Genomic DNA, 16,079 nt, shown 5'->3' on the forward strand with positions numbered 1-16,079 from the left:
CCTATGTATATCGTTATTTTTAAAGCCACGATCAAACAACTTGATGTAACTTACTCTGAAATGGCACAAAAGCTGAGAAATAAAGCCTTGAGTCAATTTAACTGTGTTAAATTTGAAGCGTGTAGTGAAAATGGTTTTGAAATTGCGTTGTCTTACTGGCATGGCCTTGAAGATATCAAGCAGTGGCAACGCGATGCAGAACATTTAGTTGCTCAGCGTTTGGGTAAAGAAAAATGGTATCAGGATTTTAGTGTGGAAATCTGTACAGTTGAACGGGCTTATTCAAATCAAAATGGCTTGTGAATAGATGTAAACTTATCCACATCTTCAATAAAAAACGGCTGAATTCAGCCGTTTTTTTTAATTCTTATTTTTAAAATTGATAACGCAAGGTTAATGTTGCGTTACGTGGTGCACCTTGAGTAATAGTACACCTTTTTAATGTACTTCAAATTCCGCATCGACAGGATCAAAGCGCCATGTTCGAATAATTCGTAATTCAGAAATGTCCTTTTTCATATTATTATCAAAGGGTCCAAAAGGTGCTCCACGGCGCACCGAAGCTTTTGCAGCTTCATCTAAAATGGGATGTCCAGAACTTTCTATAAGACGAATTGCACGAATTCCACCTTCGGCATTCAGGATCACCATTAAACGTACTTCACCCGATAAATGTTGTTGTTTCGCTTCATCTGGATAATAACGATTACCGTATAGTTCAACTTTCTGACGAAATTTATCAAGATAAGCTGCTGACGCATCTTGTTTTGCCTGAATCCCATCTACTGTTTTAATACGTTGTTTACGACTAAAATTTTGCTGACGTTGTAAATATTGTGCTTCCAAACTCGCAACCATCGCGGCTTTGGCTTGAAATTGACTCTGTAACTCATCTAAGGTTTTTTTACGTTCAGTTTGCTCTACTTGCTTCTGCCAGCTTAAAACCGTCATGAGCACTTTTTCTTCAAATTTTAATTCTCGTTTTTGCTGGACTTTCTCTAAACTTTCGAGCTCAGACTCTCCTGTTGTCGCATCTGCTTCCATCGGTGAGGGCATGTCACTCGACATAAGGTGTTGCTGACGGAACTCACCAGAACCCTTTTGGTCAGCTTGCGCCAAAAAGTCGGCATCTTTGACTTTTTCTTGACTTGTACGAACCGTAACTGCAATTTCTTTGGTTGAGGTATCGGTCGGTGATGGCATTGCAAATTTTATGGACAGGGTTACTCCATGCAAACATGCTGCAAAAACAATTGCCCCCAAAAATACAGGGTCTTTCCACCAGTGCAATAGCGAGCTGGTTTGAAAATTTAATTTCTTCAACATGCGTTTCAAGCGACAAAAATGTCTCATCCCCAACGGTAGTTACCGTATAAAAACCAAACTGATATTCAAAATTTAAAAAAAATGTGATCCACTTATAGCCACAGTGTTTCCATACCATCATTTTATGAAAATGTAGCAATTAATTTTGCTACACTGCAAGTTAGAAATTTATTTTTATTTTTTTAGTTATGATAAAGATGGTGGCATTGCATTAAAAACAATTCACTTTCTGGAACAACTTTTATGCAAACGCTCATTTCATCCGTTACTAAACGTCTACTTAAAGTTTACCAAAAAGCAGAAGAATTTATTGAAGAAGAAAGAGAGTTTTCGTTATCGCAAGTATTCGTCAATGCGACAATGGAGCGTTATGTCACAGAAAAAGTTGGAATTATTCAAGATCTACACGCCGATCTATATGATGGATGGCTACGTTTATATACCACTCTAGATGTGAAAGGCCTACACACAACCTTATCTGTCGACTTAAAATTGATTCAGATGGAAATGAATCAAGATGTACAGTTAATGGTGTTTGAACAAATTAGTAATACACAAGTGATTGAAGCATCATTTAAGAATATTTTCCAAAAATGGGGATTTTATATTGCGATTTGGTATTACCAAAAATTTCGTGATGAAGATCCTCTAGGAAAAATCTTAGAACATTTTGAAGTTGTTTCAGTCAAAGATGAATTGCTTTATTTAGATTTAAATCGCTGGTTTAAAAAGAAACCGAGTATTATTGAAACCCTGAGCAAAGTTCATGTAAACCGCGCCAGAGTCCGTCCAGCCGAACTGATTGTTTGGGGGAACGTCAATTTGGCTGCCATTTTGTATCCCCCAAATGAAGATGACTTTGATGAAGAAGGATTAGACGACACAGAAGTTACGCCAATTCAGCAAAAAGAAACTAGAAAATAATCGTATTGAATAGGGTGGTATGAATTTCAGATTTATGCCACTTACTCAAATACCATCATGATTTATACGAAAAATTAACAAGCATTCAGTAAAAAACCTGATTTTTTCTTCATAATCTACAGGCATAATAATCACAAATCTTCATGATAAATGAATGATTGCTCATTGATGATCATTCAAAGGATGTATAGCGTGATGACAAAGAAATTATTGAAAGTAGTGAGTATTACGTCGGCTGCCCTGTTCAGTGTCAGCATGTCTAGCCATGCTCTAGCAATGGCACCTTTCCAAGCAAGCTATCAATTTAGCTACAACAACAAAAACCTCGGTTCAGCGACACGTACACTTTCACAACAAGGAAATAATTGGACCTATCAGTTTAGTGCAAAAGCAGGCGGAATTGCCTCAGCCTCGGAAACGAGTCAATTCAGTTTTGTGGATAATAAAATTACTTCACAAAAGTTTAGCCGTAGCAGTAAAATCTTAATTCACAACAACACCATGAGTATTAACTTTAATCCAAACACTAAAGTTGTGAATACGAAAAAAGATGACACCGCCCGCTCATTCCCATGGCAAGCAGGTGCGTTAGATGAACTGAATGCTGAATTGCAAATCCGTGAGGATTTAAAAAGTAATTCACTTAGAACCAAATATTTAATTGCTGATGCAAAAGCTTTAGATGAACGCCGTTTTGTTAAGCAAGGCACGGAGACCATCAAAACCATTTATGGGACGTTCAGCACCATTAAAGTCGTTATGCAACACGATAAACCAGAACGTAATACCGTATTTTGGTTAGCACCAAAACTTGATTACCTACCTGTCAAAATGGCACATAATGATGGGAAATCTTCTTATGGCTTATTATTAACAGGCTATTCAGGTAAAACCAACTAACCATATGGTCAATTTTAGCTTGCAATTTTTTAGATGCTTTTTAAAATATGCCTTTGCTTGAAAAAGCATCCGTTTAGAGGATTCTCCCGTGTACGCTTTAGAACAGAAAATCTTAAATGAAGGTATCGTTCTATCTGATCAGGTTTTGAAAGTTGATGCTTTCTTAAATCATCAAATTGACCCCGTGTTAATGCAACAGATTGGTAAAGAGTTTGCTGCTCGTTTTAAAGATGCTGGCATTACTAAAATTATTACGATCGAAGCTTCTGGAATTGCACCAGCAATCATGACTGGCTTGGAGCTGGGTGTTCCAGTAATTTTCGCTCGAAAATACCAGTCATTAACGCTCAAAGATGATCTTTACCGTTCTAAAGTGTTCTCGTTCACCAAACAAACTGAAAGTACCATTGCGATTTCAAACAAGCACATCAACTCAAGTGATAAAGCACTTGTGATTGATGATTTCTTGGCAAATGGTCAAGCGGCATTAGGTTTAATCGATTTGATTCACCAAGCAAATGCTGAAGTTGTTGGTGTGGGTATCGTGATTGAAAAGTCATTCCAACCAGGTCGTGATGTGTTACTTGAAAAAGGCTATCGTGTTGAATCTTTAGCACGTGTTGAGTCTTTAACTGATGGCAAAGTTATTTTTGTCACAGAATAAGATTGTGTATCGGGCAAAAAGCGGATGAATCTTCATCCGCTTTTTTATTTAACAACAATCCCAGTTATACAAGACTTTGGAAAAATCACGTTTCTTTAAGTCTTCAGGGTGAATAAAGAAATTTGCCACACCACAATCACCCCACATAATATTGACTCCTTTACTATCATCAGTATCGACCTGAAATAGTAAGATATAATCCATAATATTTTTATTATAGTCTCGTGGATCAGATTGAGTAAAATACGGATAACCGCCTAAGCGATGTCCCATTGCAGACAATGTCTCACTATATGCTACATAGAAGTCATTTTCACCTGTTCCAATATTAAAACCATGGTCATCAATACTGATTGGCTGCTGCTCAAGTTTAAATTCAACTGCGTATTGTCCATCAAAAGGTAAATAATCAAGATCATCTTCCTCGATTTCAATATCAGAAAAATCCTGTTTAAGCTGCTGAATATCATCAATCACATGCTCAAAATACAAAATCCGAAAATCTGATTGCTTTTGCTTATTGTCATAATTCATACCAAATGAATCATCAGCTGCAATATAAAATTGCAAAATCCCCTTGTCTGGGAAATTAGGTAAACTTGGAATTTCCGCAAAATTAAACTGGGCCAATAAAGCAAGAGGATTACCATTAGAATCTAAAGGATAAGCAGTATCCAAAGGTAAGTAAGGTTCTCCCCCAACCTTACTTTGCCATACAGTCAAAGCATCGTTTGAACTGAGCTGTAAAGTTACTGTTGGCAAAATAGTAGCTGAAATTTTTTCTAAGAATGGCTGCAAACTGTTCGGCAAAGTTTCTGGTTTAAAATTCATTGTACTGATTATCCATATCGTTATTTATAGAATCTAATATAAAACAATCAGCTATATTGGAATAGAGCATAAGGATTAAACTGCGACAATCAATGTCGCCAAATTGAAAAGATATTTATCACATAAATTCTGATAAAATCAGCGCGATCAAAAGCAAAAATAGGCGTGAAGATGCAAACATACCTGAACCTTTTACAACATATCCTCGACAATGGCGGCGACAAAGGCGATCGTACAGGTACGGGTACACGTTCAGTATTTGGTCATCAGATGCGTTTTGATCTTTCTAAGGGCTTTCCACTATTAACGACCAAGAAAGTGCACTTCCGCTCTATCGTGATTGAACTACTATGGTTTCTAAAAGGCGATACCAACGTTCAATATCTCAAAGATAATAAAGTCAGCATTTGGGATGAATGGGCGACCGCAGAACAAACTGCACGTTTTGGTCGCCCTGAGGGTGAACTTGGTCCTGTTTACGGGCATCAATGGCGTAACTTTGGCGCAACTCAAAATGAAGATGGTAGCTATCAGCAAAATGGTTTTGATCAGATTCAATGGCTTGTGAATGAAATTAAAACTAATCCCAATTCACGCCGTTTGATCGTTTCAGGCTGGAATCCCAATGAGGCTGGGAAAGTGGCCTTGCCGCCCTGCCATACCCTGTTCCAGTTTTTCGTACAAGACAACAAACTGTCATGCCAACTGTATCAACGTAGCGCAGATGTTTTTCTAGGTGTGCCATTTAATATTGCCAGTTATGCCCTACTTACACATATGATTGCTCAAGTTTGCGGCTTAGGTGTAGGTGACTTTGTTTGGACAGGTGGTGATACTCATTTATATGCCAATCATTTTGAGCAAGCACAATTGCAGCTTACGCGTGAGCCGCTACCGTTGTGTCAATTAAAACTCAATCCTGAGATCACTGATATTTTTGACTTCAAATTTGAGGATATTGAAATTATTGGCTATGAGTCACACCCTGCTATTAAAGCACCCGTCGCAGTTTAAATCGATCAGAGAGAATATAAAAATGGCATGGCAAGGTATTGAAGTTGTCCACGTAGTCGCAATGGATAAAAACAACTGTATTGGCAAGGGCAATGCTTTACCGTGGCATATCACAGCTGATCTTAAACACTTTAAAGCGATTACCCAAGGCGGTGTTGTCCTGATGGGGCGTAAAACCTTAGAGTCAATGGGACGCGCACTTCCAAATCGTGTGAATTGGGTCATCACGCGTGATGTTGAATGGCAATTTGAGGGCGTTAAAGTAGCACATAGCATTGAAGATGCTTTGACACATGCACTTACAGACGTACAACACGCTGAAAAAGCATCTTTATTTATTATTGGGGGTGGAGAGATTTTTACTCAAACCCTCGCAATTGCTGATCGTCTTGAATTAACCCATGTTGATCTAGATGTACAAGGTGATGCACATTACCCAAAAATCTCTGAGGATTTTCGCAAAGTAAACTCAGAACAACACATTGATGAAAAATCAAATATTGCTTTCGAGTTTGCGACCTACCAAAAATAAAAAATGGATCGCGCGTCATCATGCATAATATTGGATCACGTGAGTTTTTACTGGCGCTAGGCATTGGGCTATTACACAGTTTTTTTGCCTTATTTGTGATCCTCTCAAGTATTTGGTTATGTCTGGCATTCTGGATTCAACATCCTTTTGGAACAATCTTCAGTCGAATCACTATCATTTTTTGGGCACTGTTTGCGCTCAGCTTGCTTAGTGTTTATGTCAGTGGGCATATTTTTAGTCGCCGCACTGATATTTTAATTTACTGTGTTGCCTTCACCTGTTCACTGGTCTGGTATTTTTCATTAGAGGCTCGACAAGATCGTGACTGGAATCCTGAAGTCGCTGAGCAGCTTACTTACCAAAAGCAAGGCAATCTAGTACAGCTGCATAATGTGCGTAATTTTAATTGGCATAAAGACGGCACTTATGACATTCGCTGGGAAAATCGTACAATTGACCTAGATAAAATTACAGGCGTCAATGTCATCACATCCTACTGGATGGGACCTCAAATCGCGCATACGTTAGTGAGTTTCGATTTCTCAGATCAAAAACCTTTGGTTTTTTCTATCGAGATTCGCAAAGAAAAAGGAGAAGAATTTTCCGCGATTGGTGGCTTCTTCCGTAAATATGAACTCAGTTTAGTGGCTTCTGATGAAAAAGATCTGATTTATACGCGAAGTAATATTCGTCATGAACAAGTTTATTTATTTCCAATAAGAATGCCTCAGACCGAACGTAAAGCGCTATTTATCGAATATCTACATAAAGCAGATGAGTTACGTGCTGAAGCAAAATGGTACAACACGCTTACAAGTAACTGTACAACGCTCGTTTTTGACATGATCCAAGCGATCAACCCACAAACTTTACCTAAAGATTATCGTTTACTGGCTTCAGGCTATTTACCCAATTATCTTTTTGATCTACAAGCACTTAATCAAAATTATAGTATGAAAGAATGGTATCAATTGGCATGGATCAATACACGTGCTGAAAAATATGAACAACAACCAGATCAATCCAGTGAATATTTTTCGAAAATCATTCGACATGGATTACCAAAAGCAAATTAGTCCATTTCGCTTTTTAACAAAACAATACTGAATCTCCTTCTATAGTCCATCTTGATTGATTTAAATCAAGATATATGCATTCACTTGATGATCGCGAATCCACAATCATCCTCACAAATTATTGCAAGATCGTGGATAGAAATGCCACATCATGAATACATAGGAAAAATATGCTCAGGCTTAGGTGAATTTTTATGAAATTTATAAGGGATACTGAATCAGTTATTTGATTTTTTGACATAAAAAGCTAAATCTCTGATTGATGATGGGCTTTTACTTTTCATCGACTTCGTATACTTTATTAGTATTCTTAGAATTAAAAATTGGGAAAATTTATGCAACAAGCATTATTCGGTGGAGGTTGCTTTTGGTGTGTAGAAGCTGTTTTTCTACAACTCAAAGGCGTCGAAAAAGTTGTGAGTGGGTATGCAGGTGGTATCGTTCACAATCCAAGTTATGATCAAGTTTGCCAAGGTAATACTCAACATGCAGAAGTTGTATTGATTGACTTTGATGAACAGCAAATCAATTATACTCAACTCCTAAATGTTTTCTTTACCACCCATGATCCAACTACTTTAAATCGTCAAGGTAATGATGTTGGCACCCAATACCGTTCTGTTGTCTATTATTTTAATGATGAACAAAAGCAGCAAGCGGAGAAAATTATTCAAGATTTAGAAAATGATGGTCTCAATATCGTAACTGAACTTAGCCCAGCACCAACATTTTACCCTGCTGAAGAATACCATCAAAATTTTTATGCCCGTAATCCATCACAAGGTTACTGCAATTTTAGCATCCCACCAAAACTGTCAAAATTGCGTTCAAAATATCTCGAACTACTCAAAACAGAGTAAGCATACAAAAAGCAACTCACTGAGTTGCTTTTTTTATGAAACAAATTTTAGTTTTCACTCACAAATGCAATATCACTCAACCCTGCTTCACTCGCCCGTGACATGACTTGCGCTACTGTATCGTATTTTGATTCTTTATCAGCACGTAACTGTACTGTCGGTTTTGTTTCTGCTTTTGCTGCTTCTTGGAAACGCGTCTGTAACTCATCCAAACTAATAATTTGAGCATCCCATGCCACTTCACCTTTTTCATTAATACTGATGGTGATTGCTTTTGGTGGTGGGTCTACAATGTCAGCAGTCGTTTTTGGTAAAGCTAATGGAATTGATGGGTTAGCAACCGTTGCTGTGACTAAAAAGATAATCATCAATACCAACATAATGTCGATCAGAGGAATGAGATTCATCTCATTCATGCCACTGTCGTGGTCTTCACCCAATTGAAAGCCCATCTTAAGCTTGACCTCCAACTAAACTTTGTTGAGTCGCTTTAGTTTCTGTCTTTGCAGGTGTTTCTTGCTGCAACATCGTATCGATTAACAAGCTATGTGCTTGATCTTGTAAATCATGTGCCAAGCCACGATTGAAACGTACACAAATGTTGTAAGCCAATACCGCAGGAATCGCCACAGATAAACCCAAGCCAGTCATGATCAATGCTTCACCAACAGGAGTTGCAACTTGAGCTAAACCCGCCTGACCGCTCGTACCTACAGCGACAAGTGCATGGAAAATACCCCAAACAGTCCCAAACAAACCCACAAATGGCGCAAGCGAAGCAATTGTTCCAAGAACAGATACACCTTTTTCTGCTTGAGATTTTTCAGCCGAGATTTGACGAAGTAAAGCTTGCTCAGCAACCGCTTTGCGTTGTTCAAAGGTCAAAGGTTGTAACTTAGATTTAAGCTGAGCCAAAGCTTGAACAAGTTGACTGTAAGCCTGTTGTTTTAATTGGCGTGTTCCTAAAAGACGTAGAATAAAGATCGTCCACGTTGCAATCGACATTGCTAAAAGGATGAAATACAGGGTTTTACTCACTGCATCTGCATGTTGCCAATAAACTGAAAAGTTCATATACGAACTCCTGATTTAATCTGTCACTAGGACGCAAATTTATTAAGGATTAAATTCAAACGGTTGCTCTGTTTTGATTGGATAAGCAATACCATTTTCCATATACGGTTTAAACTTTGAACTTCTAACAGCGCGTAAAGCCTTTTCATCAAGATTCGGTAAACCACTACTACGAGTAATTCGAGCATTGGTTACTTTACCTTTTTCATCTGCCTCGATATAGATCGTAATTAAGCGTGTCTGATTTTCTAAATCTTTCGGAGTAAATGATACTCTTGGAGATCTACTCCATTGAATACCTGTCCCCCCTATAGAAACTCGTTTTGGTGAAGAATCAGCAGCTGGCTGTGCTTTAGGCGCCTCTGGTTGTACAACAGGCTGTGGTTTTTCCACTGGCTTTTCTGTCACAGTTGTACTAACAACCTTTGTTTCAACTTTGGATTCGACTTTAGGTTCAGTCTTTTGCACTATTTTTTTTGGTGTTTCTGCTTTGACCTGTTGTACTTTTTCAACTTTTTTCGGTGGTGGAGGTAAAGGCTTATCAATCACTTTTACTTCTTTCACTTCCTTTTTAGGTTCAGGTTTTGGCTTTTCTTTCGGCTTAGGTGGTTCTGGTTTAGGTGGTTCCGTAATTTTAACAAACTTAACCTTGAGTGGCTTTTTCTCAATTGGTTTTAACTCAATTGGCTTCATGTGGCTAACTGCCCACAGAACTCCTGCATGTCCAATCACAACCGCAATAAGTGCAGTGATGATCTTCTTTTTCATCGAGTGTGGCATATTCAATATCGCAGGAGATTGACTCATAAGAATCTAAGTACCTAATAGATGGTGAAATCTTTACAAAGTGAAAAACGATTTCAGTCATCGGATAGAACAATTAAAGTGGCGCAATAATAAATGAGAAGTGTTTTCATTTGCAACTATTTTTTTGTGAACATCTTTTAAGTGATTGATAAATTTACACTTATTAAAATAAAATGTTATAACATAGCGTTACTAATATAAAAAAAGCATGCTTTAAAGCATGCTTTTTTAAAAATCTATTTGGTTTAGAAAACAACCGTTTTATTACCATCTACAATAATACGATCTTCTAAATGCCATTTTACAGCGCGAGCCAATACATTACGCTCAACGTCTTCGCCTAACTCACGTAACTGTTCTACATTGTAATCGTGGCTAACACGTTCAACATCTTGTTCAATAATTGGACCTTGATCGAGATCAGCAGTCACGTAATGTGCTGTTGCACCAATCAACTTCACCCCTTTCTCATACGCTTGCTTATAAGGATTTGCACCTACGAAAGCAGGTAAGAATGAATGATGAATATTGATAATCTTCATTTCCCACTTGGCAACAAAGTCTTCACTCAAAATCTGCATATAACGCGCCAAGATCAATAGATCATTGCCCTGCATCATTTCATCAATTTGCGCATAAGCTTCGACTTTATTGTCTTTATTGACTGGTACGACATGGAATGGAATACCAAAATTTTCAACCGATTCACGTAAATCTGGATGGTTTGAGATGACTTGGGTAATTTCACATGGCAATGAGCCACGTGCATGACGCCATAATAATTCCAATAAAGCATGGTCCACTTTAGAAACCAGAATACCCACTTTCTTTAATTCACCCACAAAAGTGAGTTTCCACTGCATTTCATAACGTTCAGCAACGTTGGCAGCAAAGGTTTGCATTAATGCTTCTTTACGAGATTGCAAATGATCAAGTTCAAACTCAACACGCATGAAATAACGTCCGCCTTGAGCTTCTGTAGCATACTGATCAAGTGCGGTAATATTTGCTCCCTGATGATACAAAAAGCTCGATACGGCTTGCACGATTCCCGGCTTGTCTTCGCAAGTAATCAATAATCGTGCAGTGTGGGCGGTCGTCGTGTTCATGTGGTTAATATCACTTATTGGAATCAAAATTAAAAATCAAGCCGAGCATTCTAGCTCTTTTTTGCTTATGACTAAATAGCTACTTATTCATCATCGTCATTTTTAAGATTAGATAAACTAGCAAATAAGTCTGACGGCCCCAAAGATTTCAATAATTGTTCATACGTTTGACGACTTTCGCCCATTAAATAAGGGCCTTCCAAAAATACCATTTGTCGTAAAGCTTGCCATACCCATTTTTCTTCCAAATGGTTATTGTCACTGATATGACCAGACATATACAAAAAGTTAGTCCAGTTGGTCAGTACAATCCACAAGTTGATAATCAAAGCTTCAATTTCTGAATCAGTCATCTTCATCAAACCGGCATCCACAAAGGCACGATAAATTTTTTGCCCTTGCTGCATCACCTGCCCTGCAAAACGAGGATAGATTTTTCTGAAGTCTTCATTATTTTCAACAAGATGATAGACATCACGGTGAATAAAGCGATAAGCCCACAACTGATTACTCAAAACTTGGAAATAACTAATTTTATCATTGGCATTTAAAGGTCGATCCGTTGGCAAGGCCAACATCTCCAAGGTTTCAGCCTGATATTGCTGCGCTAATTCTTTAATAATTTCCTGTTTATTACGGAAGTGATAGTACAGATTGCCTGGGCTAATTCCGAGTTCAGCGGCAATATGATTGGTTGTGACCGAACGTTCTCCACGCTCATTAAACAACTGCAAACTGATATGCAGAATTCTATCTTTTGTTTTATTCGGTTTAGCGTGCGACATTGAGTTTAACCATCTATAACATTATCAATAGGTTATAAAACAAACCTATAAAGCGACTTGACACTTTAGAGTATTTACTCTAAAAATTAAAAAATAATAAGCTTTCTTTTGGTCTACTCCTATGAACAGTCAAACAAAAACAACCGCTATGACACCTTATGTTGATGTGAAACGGCTACATGATTTGCTTGAACAGCAAAAAGCAGCTTACCAACGCCATCCTGTGCCAAGCGCCAAAGAACGTATTGAGCGCTTAGCTCGACTTAAAAATATCTTGGTAAAATATCAAGATCAATTTGCTAACGCAATTAGTCAAGATTATGGCAATCGTGCCATTATGGAAACCAAAATTGGCGAAGTTCTTACCTGTTTAGAACATATCAAATACTATAGCAAGAACTTAACTGAGTGGATGAAGCCCTCTAAGCGCCATATCAGTATGTTACACCAACCTGCAAAAGGCTGGGTACAATATCAACCATTAGGTGTGATTGGTATTATTGCACCATGGAACTATCCATTATTACTTTCAGTTGGCCCATTGATCTGCGCAATCGCTGCAGGCAATCATGCCATGATCAAGATTTCGAGTGCATCTTCTCAGTTTGGTGCTGTATTGGAAAATGCACTTGCAGAAGTATTTCCTCAGGAACTTGTGAGTGTTATCAATGGTAGTGGCGCGATTTCAGATGCCTTTAGTCATTTAGCATTTGATAAATTAATTTTCACAGGTTCAACGTCTGTCGGTAAAACTGTGATGGCAGCAGCATCACAGAACTTAGTCCCTGTGATTTTAGAGCTAGGTGGAAAATCGCCTGCTCTTGTACATTCGGCAATGAATATTCGTGATGTGGCACAACGTATTGCGGTAGGTAAACTTTGGAATGCAGGTCAAACTTGCGTTGCACCTGATTACATGTTCCTACCTAAAGGCAAAACGGCAGAATTCACCAAGCACTATAACGACTTTGTGAATACGATGTACCCAACGCTACGTGACAATAAAGATTACACGTCAATTGTAAATGACAAACAATACAATCGTCTTCAAGGCTATTTAGAAGATGCACGTGATCAAGGTGCGACGATCGTCGAGTTAAACAGCAAGAAAGAATCTTTAACTGAAGTTCGTAAAATTGCACCAACGTTACTCACAGGTGTAACCACAGAAATGGAAATTATGAAGAATGAGATCTTTGGTCCAATTCTTCCTATTCTAGAATATGAACATATTGAAGATGCACTTCAATTTATCAATAGTCGACCACGTCCACTCGCATTCTACTATTTTGATATTGATATGGCTCGTGCTGATTATGTTGCAGGACGTACCCATTCTGGACATTTTGGTATTAACCAAACCCTCACTCATGTAGCGCAAGATGATCTACCATTTGGTGGTATAGGTGCATCGGGTATGGGCAAATATCATGGTAAAGAAGGCTTCTTCAGCTTCTCTAACGAACGTTCAGTGATGTCTAACCCTGTTAACCCTAAACTTTATAGTTTAAAATTCATTCTGCCGCCGTACAACAAACCAACGCATAAACTGCTTTTGAAAACACTATTCCGTTAAGCTGATCAAGGCATGATCTATCACACTAGATCATGCCCTGTTTTTACCAAATTCGCTTGTCTTTTAATCGTATTTTTGGTATAAAACGCCCCTTGAATGATTTCATCCGTTTACTTGAATGGCTAGTTGCACGAAACGGTGCTATATAAACTAGCAATGGAGTTCACCATGTCTAAGGTTTGCCAAGTTACCGGCAAGCGTCCTATCGTTGGTAACAACGTATCGCACGCAAACAACAAAACCAAACGCCGGTTCGAGCCGAACCTGCACCACCACCGTTTTTGGTTAGAAAGCGAAAAGCGTTTTGTACGTCTTCGTTTAACCACTAAAGGTATGCGTATTATTGATAAATTGGGTATTGAGAAAGTTGTTGCTGATCTCCGTGCTCAAGGTCAAAAGATCTAAGGAGTCTGAACAATGCGTGATAAAATCCGCCTCGTTTCTACAGCTGGTACAGGTTATTTCTATACCACTACTAAGAACAAACGTACTATGCCGGAAAAAATGGAAATCAAAAAATTTGATCCAAAAATCCGTCAACACGTAATCTTCAAAGAAGCTAAAATTAAATAATTTTAGTTTTCTTAAAAAAACGACTTCAACTGAAGTCGTTTTTTTTTGCTAAAAAATGTTTTAGCTAAAATAAAATGAATCACTATTTCATAATTTTTTTTGATAAATAAAAAAATTGTCATCAACAAATCCGATTTTACTTGTTACAATTTATTCGCTGTTTTCTTGGCATGTTTTATGCTGAATTATTTGTACCTTAACCGCAATGATTAAGGAGTTTCAATGCCTCATGATGTTGATTTAATTATATTACTTGCCGTCGGTTTCGGTATAGCACTTATTTTTGGCTATATTGCCGCACGTTTACGTCTACCACCATTAATTGGTTATTTGGTAGCAGGTATTATTATAAGCCCTAACACCCCAGGTATCGTGGCAGATATACATCTCGCCAATCAACTTGCCGAACTCGGGGTAATGTTCTTAATGTTTGGCGTAGGGATGCATTTTTCCCTCAATGATTTATTACTTGTTCGTCGTATCGCCCTGCCCGGTGCGATTTTACAAATCGCTGTAGCAACACTCTTAGGTGCCGCTGTATCTATGTTTTGGGGCTGGAGTTTTGGTTCTGCACTGATTTTTGGTTTAAGTTTATCGTGTGCAAGTACCGTAGTATTACTCAAAGCACTGAGTGATCGTGGTTTACTCGATTCTGTCAATGGCAAAATTGCAGTGGGTTGGCTTTTGGTTGAAGATCTTGTTATGGTCTTGGTCTTAGTTTTATTACCTGCAACAGCTGTTCTACTTGGTGGACACCCACTAGCTGGAACGGATACCTCTCAAAATATTTGGATCACCATCAGCCTAACATTACTGAAAGTAACAGGTTTTATCGCCTTCATGCTGATTATTGGGAAGCGCTTAATCCCGAAAATTATGCAATTGGTTGCTCGTTTAGGTTCTCGTGAATTATTTACACTTACCGTCGTTGCTGCTGCCGTTTCGATTGCTTATGGTTCTTATGCGATCTTTGGTGTCTCAATGGCATTGGGTGCTTTCTTTGCGGGCATGGTCGTAAAAGAGTCTGATTTCAGCCATAGAGCAGAAGAAGAGACGCTTTCATTGCGTGAAATCTTTGCGATCTTATTTTTTGTTTCAGTGGGAATGTTATTCGATCCAAAAATCTTGATTGAACAACCTTTACATATTTTAGCTGTCGTTGCCATTATCATGATTGGTAAGACTTTAGCAGCGATGGCTTTAGTTTTATTCTTCCGCTACCCAATTAATACAGCTCTCACTGTAGGTGCTAGTTTGGCACAAATTGGTGAGTTTTCATTCATTTTAGCAACATTGGGCTTGTCACTCGGTCTACTCACCCCAGATGCACAAAACTTGATTCTTGCTGGTGCGTTATTTTCAATAACTTTAAATTCATTTGTATTTTCAGCGATTGAACCCGCTCAACGTTGGATACGAGAACGCTCACATTTAGCTCGCTTATTAGAACGCAGTGGCGACCCGCTTGCTATGCTTCCAGATGAAGTTGATCAAGCTTATTTACGTGATCAGGTGGTGATCATTGGCTATGGTGGCGTAGGACGCCGCATTAGTGAAAACCTGATGCAACAGAATATCAAGGTCGTGATTGCTGAAGAAAATCGTGAGATTGTTGAAAAACTGCGTGCCCAAGGAATGGCTGCCGTAAGCGGTGAAGCGACTGAACCTTATGTACTCATACAAGCCCATATTCAGCATGCACGCTTATTGGTTATTTCCCCTATGGATATTTTAGATATTCATCGTATTGTCGATATTGCAAAGCAATTGAATCCTGAGATTCAGGTCTTGATCTGTGCTGAGAGCAAGGAAGAGGCTGCTGTTATTCGCGATGAAAATATTGGTGAAGTTTTCTATGCGAAAGAAGAAATGGCGAAGAATATGAGCCATCATATCCTGAACCAAATTGAGCTTGCTCATCAAAGTACGTTACATTAACAATCTATTTTCAAATTAAAGCATCTAATACCAATTATTCAGATAGTTGGTATTTTTTATCTTTTAAATTTCAGTCTTATGATTTAAAGC

General features: G+C 38.3%; 19 protein-coding genes. 12 read left to right on the forward strand and 7 right to left on the reverse strand.

What is annotated here, in order from left to right; genetic code table 11:
- The first annotated feature begins 3 nt into the window (after nucleotides 1-3).
- Nucleotides 4-303: an antibiotic biosynthesis monooxygenase family protein gene (locus CDG55_RS12350; RefSeq protein ID WP_087537279.1), complete on the forward strand. Its 300-nt coding sequence runs from the start codon at nucleotides 4-6 to the stop codon at nucleotides 301-303.
- Between the two features lie 135 nt (nucleotides 304-438).
- Here CDG55_RS12350 and CDG55_RS12355 read toward each other — a convergent pair whose 3' ends face one another.
- On the reverse strand, nucleotides 439-1,326 hold the full coding sequence (locus CDG55_RS12355) for an energy transducer TonB (RefSeq protein ID WP_087537280.1): 888 nt from the start codon (nucleotides 1,324-1,326) through the stop codon (nucleotides 439-441).
- A 243-nt stretch (nucleotides 1,327-1,569) separates the two neighbouring features.
- On the opposite strand from CDG55_RS12355, the gene CDG55_RS12360 reads away from it, so the two are divergent.
- The 3 genes from CDG55_RS12360 (at nucleotide 1,570) to CDG55_RS12370 (ending at nucleotide 3,814) form a co-directional block, all read left to right on the forward strand.
- A complete protein-coding gene (locus CDG55_RS12360; protein ID WP_087537281.1) occupies nucleotides 1,570-2,250 on the forward strand; it encodes a hypothetical protein in 681 nt (226 codons plus the stop codon).
- Nucleotides 2,251-2,445: 195 nt separating this feature from the next.
- Nucleotides 2,446-3,150, forward strand: coding sequence for a DUF3108 domain-containing protein (locus tag CDG55_RS12365; protein WP_087537282.1), 705 nt, complete (start codon nucleotides 2,446-2,448; stop codon nucleotides 3,148-3,150).
- Between the two features lie 88 nt (nucleotides 3,151-3,238).
- The gene (locus tag CDG55_RS12370) at nucleotides 3,239-3,814 is read left to right on the forward strand and encodes a xanthine phosphoribosyltransferase (protein WP_087537283.1); all 576 of its coding nucleotides are present in this window, start codon (nucleotides 3,239-3,241) and stop codon (nucleotides 3,812-3,814) included.
- Nucleotides 3,815-3,862: 48 nt separating this feature from the next.
- On the opposite strand, the gene CDG55_RS12375 is transcribed toward CDG55_RS12370, so the two are convergent.
- Nucleotides 3,863-4,645: a YwqG family protein gene (locus CDG55_RS12375; protein WP_087537284.1), complete on the reverse strand. Its 783-nt coding sequence runs from the start codon at nucleotides 4,643-4,645 to the stop codon at nucleotides 3,863-3,865.
- 171 nt (nucleotides 4,646-4,816) lie between these two features.
- On the opposite strand from CDG55_RS12375, the gene thyA reads away from it, so the two are divergent.
- The 4 genes from thyA (at nucleotide 4,817) to msrA (ending at nucleotide 8,127) form a co-directional block, all read left to right on the forward strand.
- On the forward strand, nucleotides 4,817-5,659 hold the full coding sequence (gene thyA, locus CDG55_RS12380) for a thymidylate synthase (protein WP_087537285.1): 843 nt from the start codon (nucleotides 4,817-4,819) through the stop codon (nucleotides 5,657-5,659).
- Between the two features lie 22 nt (nucleotides 5,660-5,681).
- Entirely contained in the window at nucleotides 5,682-6,191 is a 510-nt protein-coding gene (locus CDG55_RS12385) for a dihydrofolate reductase (RefSeq protein WP_087537286.1), read from the forward strand.
- A 20-nt stretch (nucleotides 6,192-6,211) separates the two neighbouring features.
- Nucleotides 6,212-7,267, forward strand: a complete 1,056-nt coding sequence (locus CDG55_RS12390) for a DUF4105 domain-containing protein (protein WP_087537287.1) — start codon at nucleotides 6,212-6,214, stop codon at nucleotides 7,265-7,267.
- Between the two features lie 335 nt (nucleotides 7,268-7,602).
- Nucleotides 7,603-8,127, forward strand: a complete 525-nt coding sequence (gene msrA / locus CDG55_RS12395) for a peptide-methionine (S)-S-oxide reductase MsrA (protein WP_087537288.1) — start codon at nucleotides 7,603-7,605, stop codon at nucleotides 8,125-8,127.
- A gap of 47 nt (nucleotides 8,128-8,174) precedes the next feature.
- On the opposite strand, the gene CDG55_RS12400 is transcribed toward msrA, so the two are convergent.
- The 5 genes from CDG55_RS12400 to CDG55_RS12420 form a co-directional block, all read right to left on the reverse strand.
- The gene (locus CDG55_RS12400) at nucleotides 8,175-8,579 is read right to left on the reverse strand and encodes an ExbD/TolR family protein (RefSeq protein ID WP_005162434.1); all 405 of its coding nucleotides are present in this window, start codon (nucleotides 8,577-8,579) and stop codon (nucleotides 8,175-8,177) included.
- Nucleotide 8,580: 1 nt separating this feature from the next.
- Nucleotides 8,581-9,201, reverse strand: a complete 621-nt coding sequence (locus CDG55_RS12405) for a MotA/TolQ/ExbB proton channel family protein (RefSeq protein ID WP_005162437.1) — start codon at nucleotides 9,199-9,201, stop codon at nucleotides 8,581-8,583.
- Between the two features lie 42 nt (nucleotides 9,202-9,243).
- A complete protein-coding gene (locus CDG55_RS12410) occupies nucleotides 9,244-10,008 on the reverse strand; it encodes an energy transducer TonB (RefSeq protein ID WP_087537289.1) in 765 nt (254 codons plus the stop codon).
- Between the two features lie 245 nt (nucleotides 10,009-10,253).
- Complete coding sequence (gene purU / locus CDG55_RS12415; RefSeq protein ID WP_005162442.1) at nucleotides 10,254-11,117, reverse strand: formyltetrahydrofolate deformylase; 864 nt, start codon at nucleotides 11,115-11,117, stop codon at nucleotides 10,254-10,256.
- A gap of 83 nt (nucleotides 11,118-11,200) precedes the next feature.
- A complete protein-coding gene (locus CDG55_RS12420) occupies nucleotides 11,201-11,902 on the reverse strand; it encodes a TetR/AcrR family transcriptional regulator (protein WP_005162445.1) in 702 nt (233 codons plus the stop codon).
- 121 nt (nucleotides 11,903-12,023) lie between these two features.
- Here CDG55_RS12420 and CDG55_RS12425 point away from each other — a divergent pair, with 121 nt between their 5' ends.
- The 4 genes from CDG55_RS12425 to CDG55_RS12440 all read left to right on the forward strand — a co-directional run bounded on the left by CDG55_RS12425 (nucleotide 12,024) and on the right by CDG55_RS12440 (nucleotide 15,989).
- Nucleotides 12,024-13,478 (forward strand): coniferyl aldehyde dehydrogenase, encoded by a 1,455-nt coding sequence (locus CDG55_RS12425; RefSeq protein WP_087537290.1) that lies wholly within the window; start codon nucleotides 12,024-12,026, stop codon nucleotides 13,476-13,478.
- Nucleotides 13,479-13,646: 168 nt separating this feature from the next.
- Nucleotides 13,647-13,883 carry a 50S ribosomal protein L28 gene (gene rpmB / locus CDG55_RS12430; protein WP_004649871.1) on the forward strand — a complete coding sequence of 79 codons (237 nt, stop codon included), beginning with the start codon at nucleotides 13,647-13,649 and terminating at the stop codon, nucleotides 13,881-13,883.
- A gap of 12 nt (nucleotides 13,884-13,895) precedes the next feature.
- Nucleotides 13,896-14,051: a 50S ribosomal protein L33 gene (gene rpmG / locus CDG55_RS12435; protein ID WP_003654787.1), complete on the forward strand. Its 156-nt coding sequence runs from the start codon at nucleotides 13,896-13,898 to the stop codon at nucleotides 14,049-14,051.
- A gap of 222 nt (nucleotides 14,052-14,273) precedes the next feature.
- Nucleotides 14,274-15,989, forward strand: coding sequence for a cation:proton antiporter (locus CDG55_RS12440; protein WP_087537291.1), 1,716 nt, complete (start codon nucleotides 14,274-14,276; stop codon nucleotides 15,987-15,989).
- Nucleotides 15,990-16,079 lie beyond the last annotated feature (90 nt).

Source organism: Acinetobacter sp. WCHA45 (genome assembly GCF_002165255.2).
In the GTDB taxonomy this organism is placed as follows: Bacteria; Pseudomonadota; Gammaproteobacteria; order Pseudomonadales; family Moraxellaceae; genus Acinetobacter.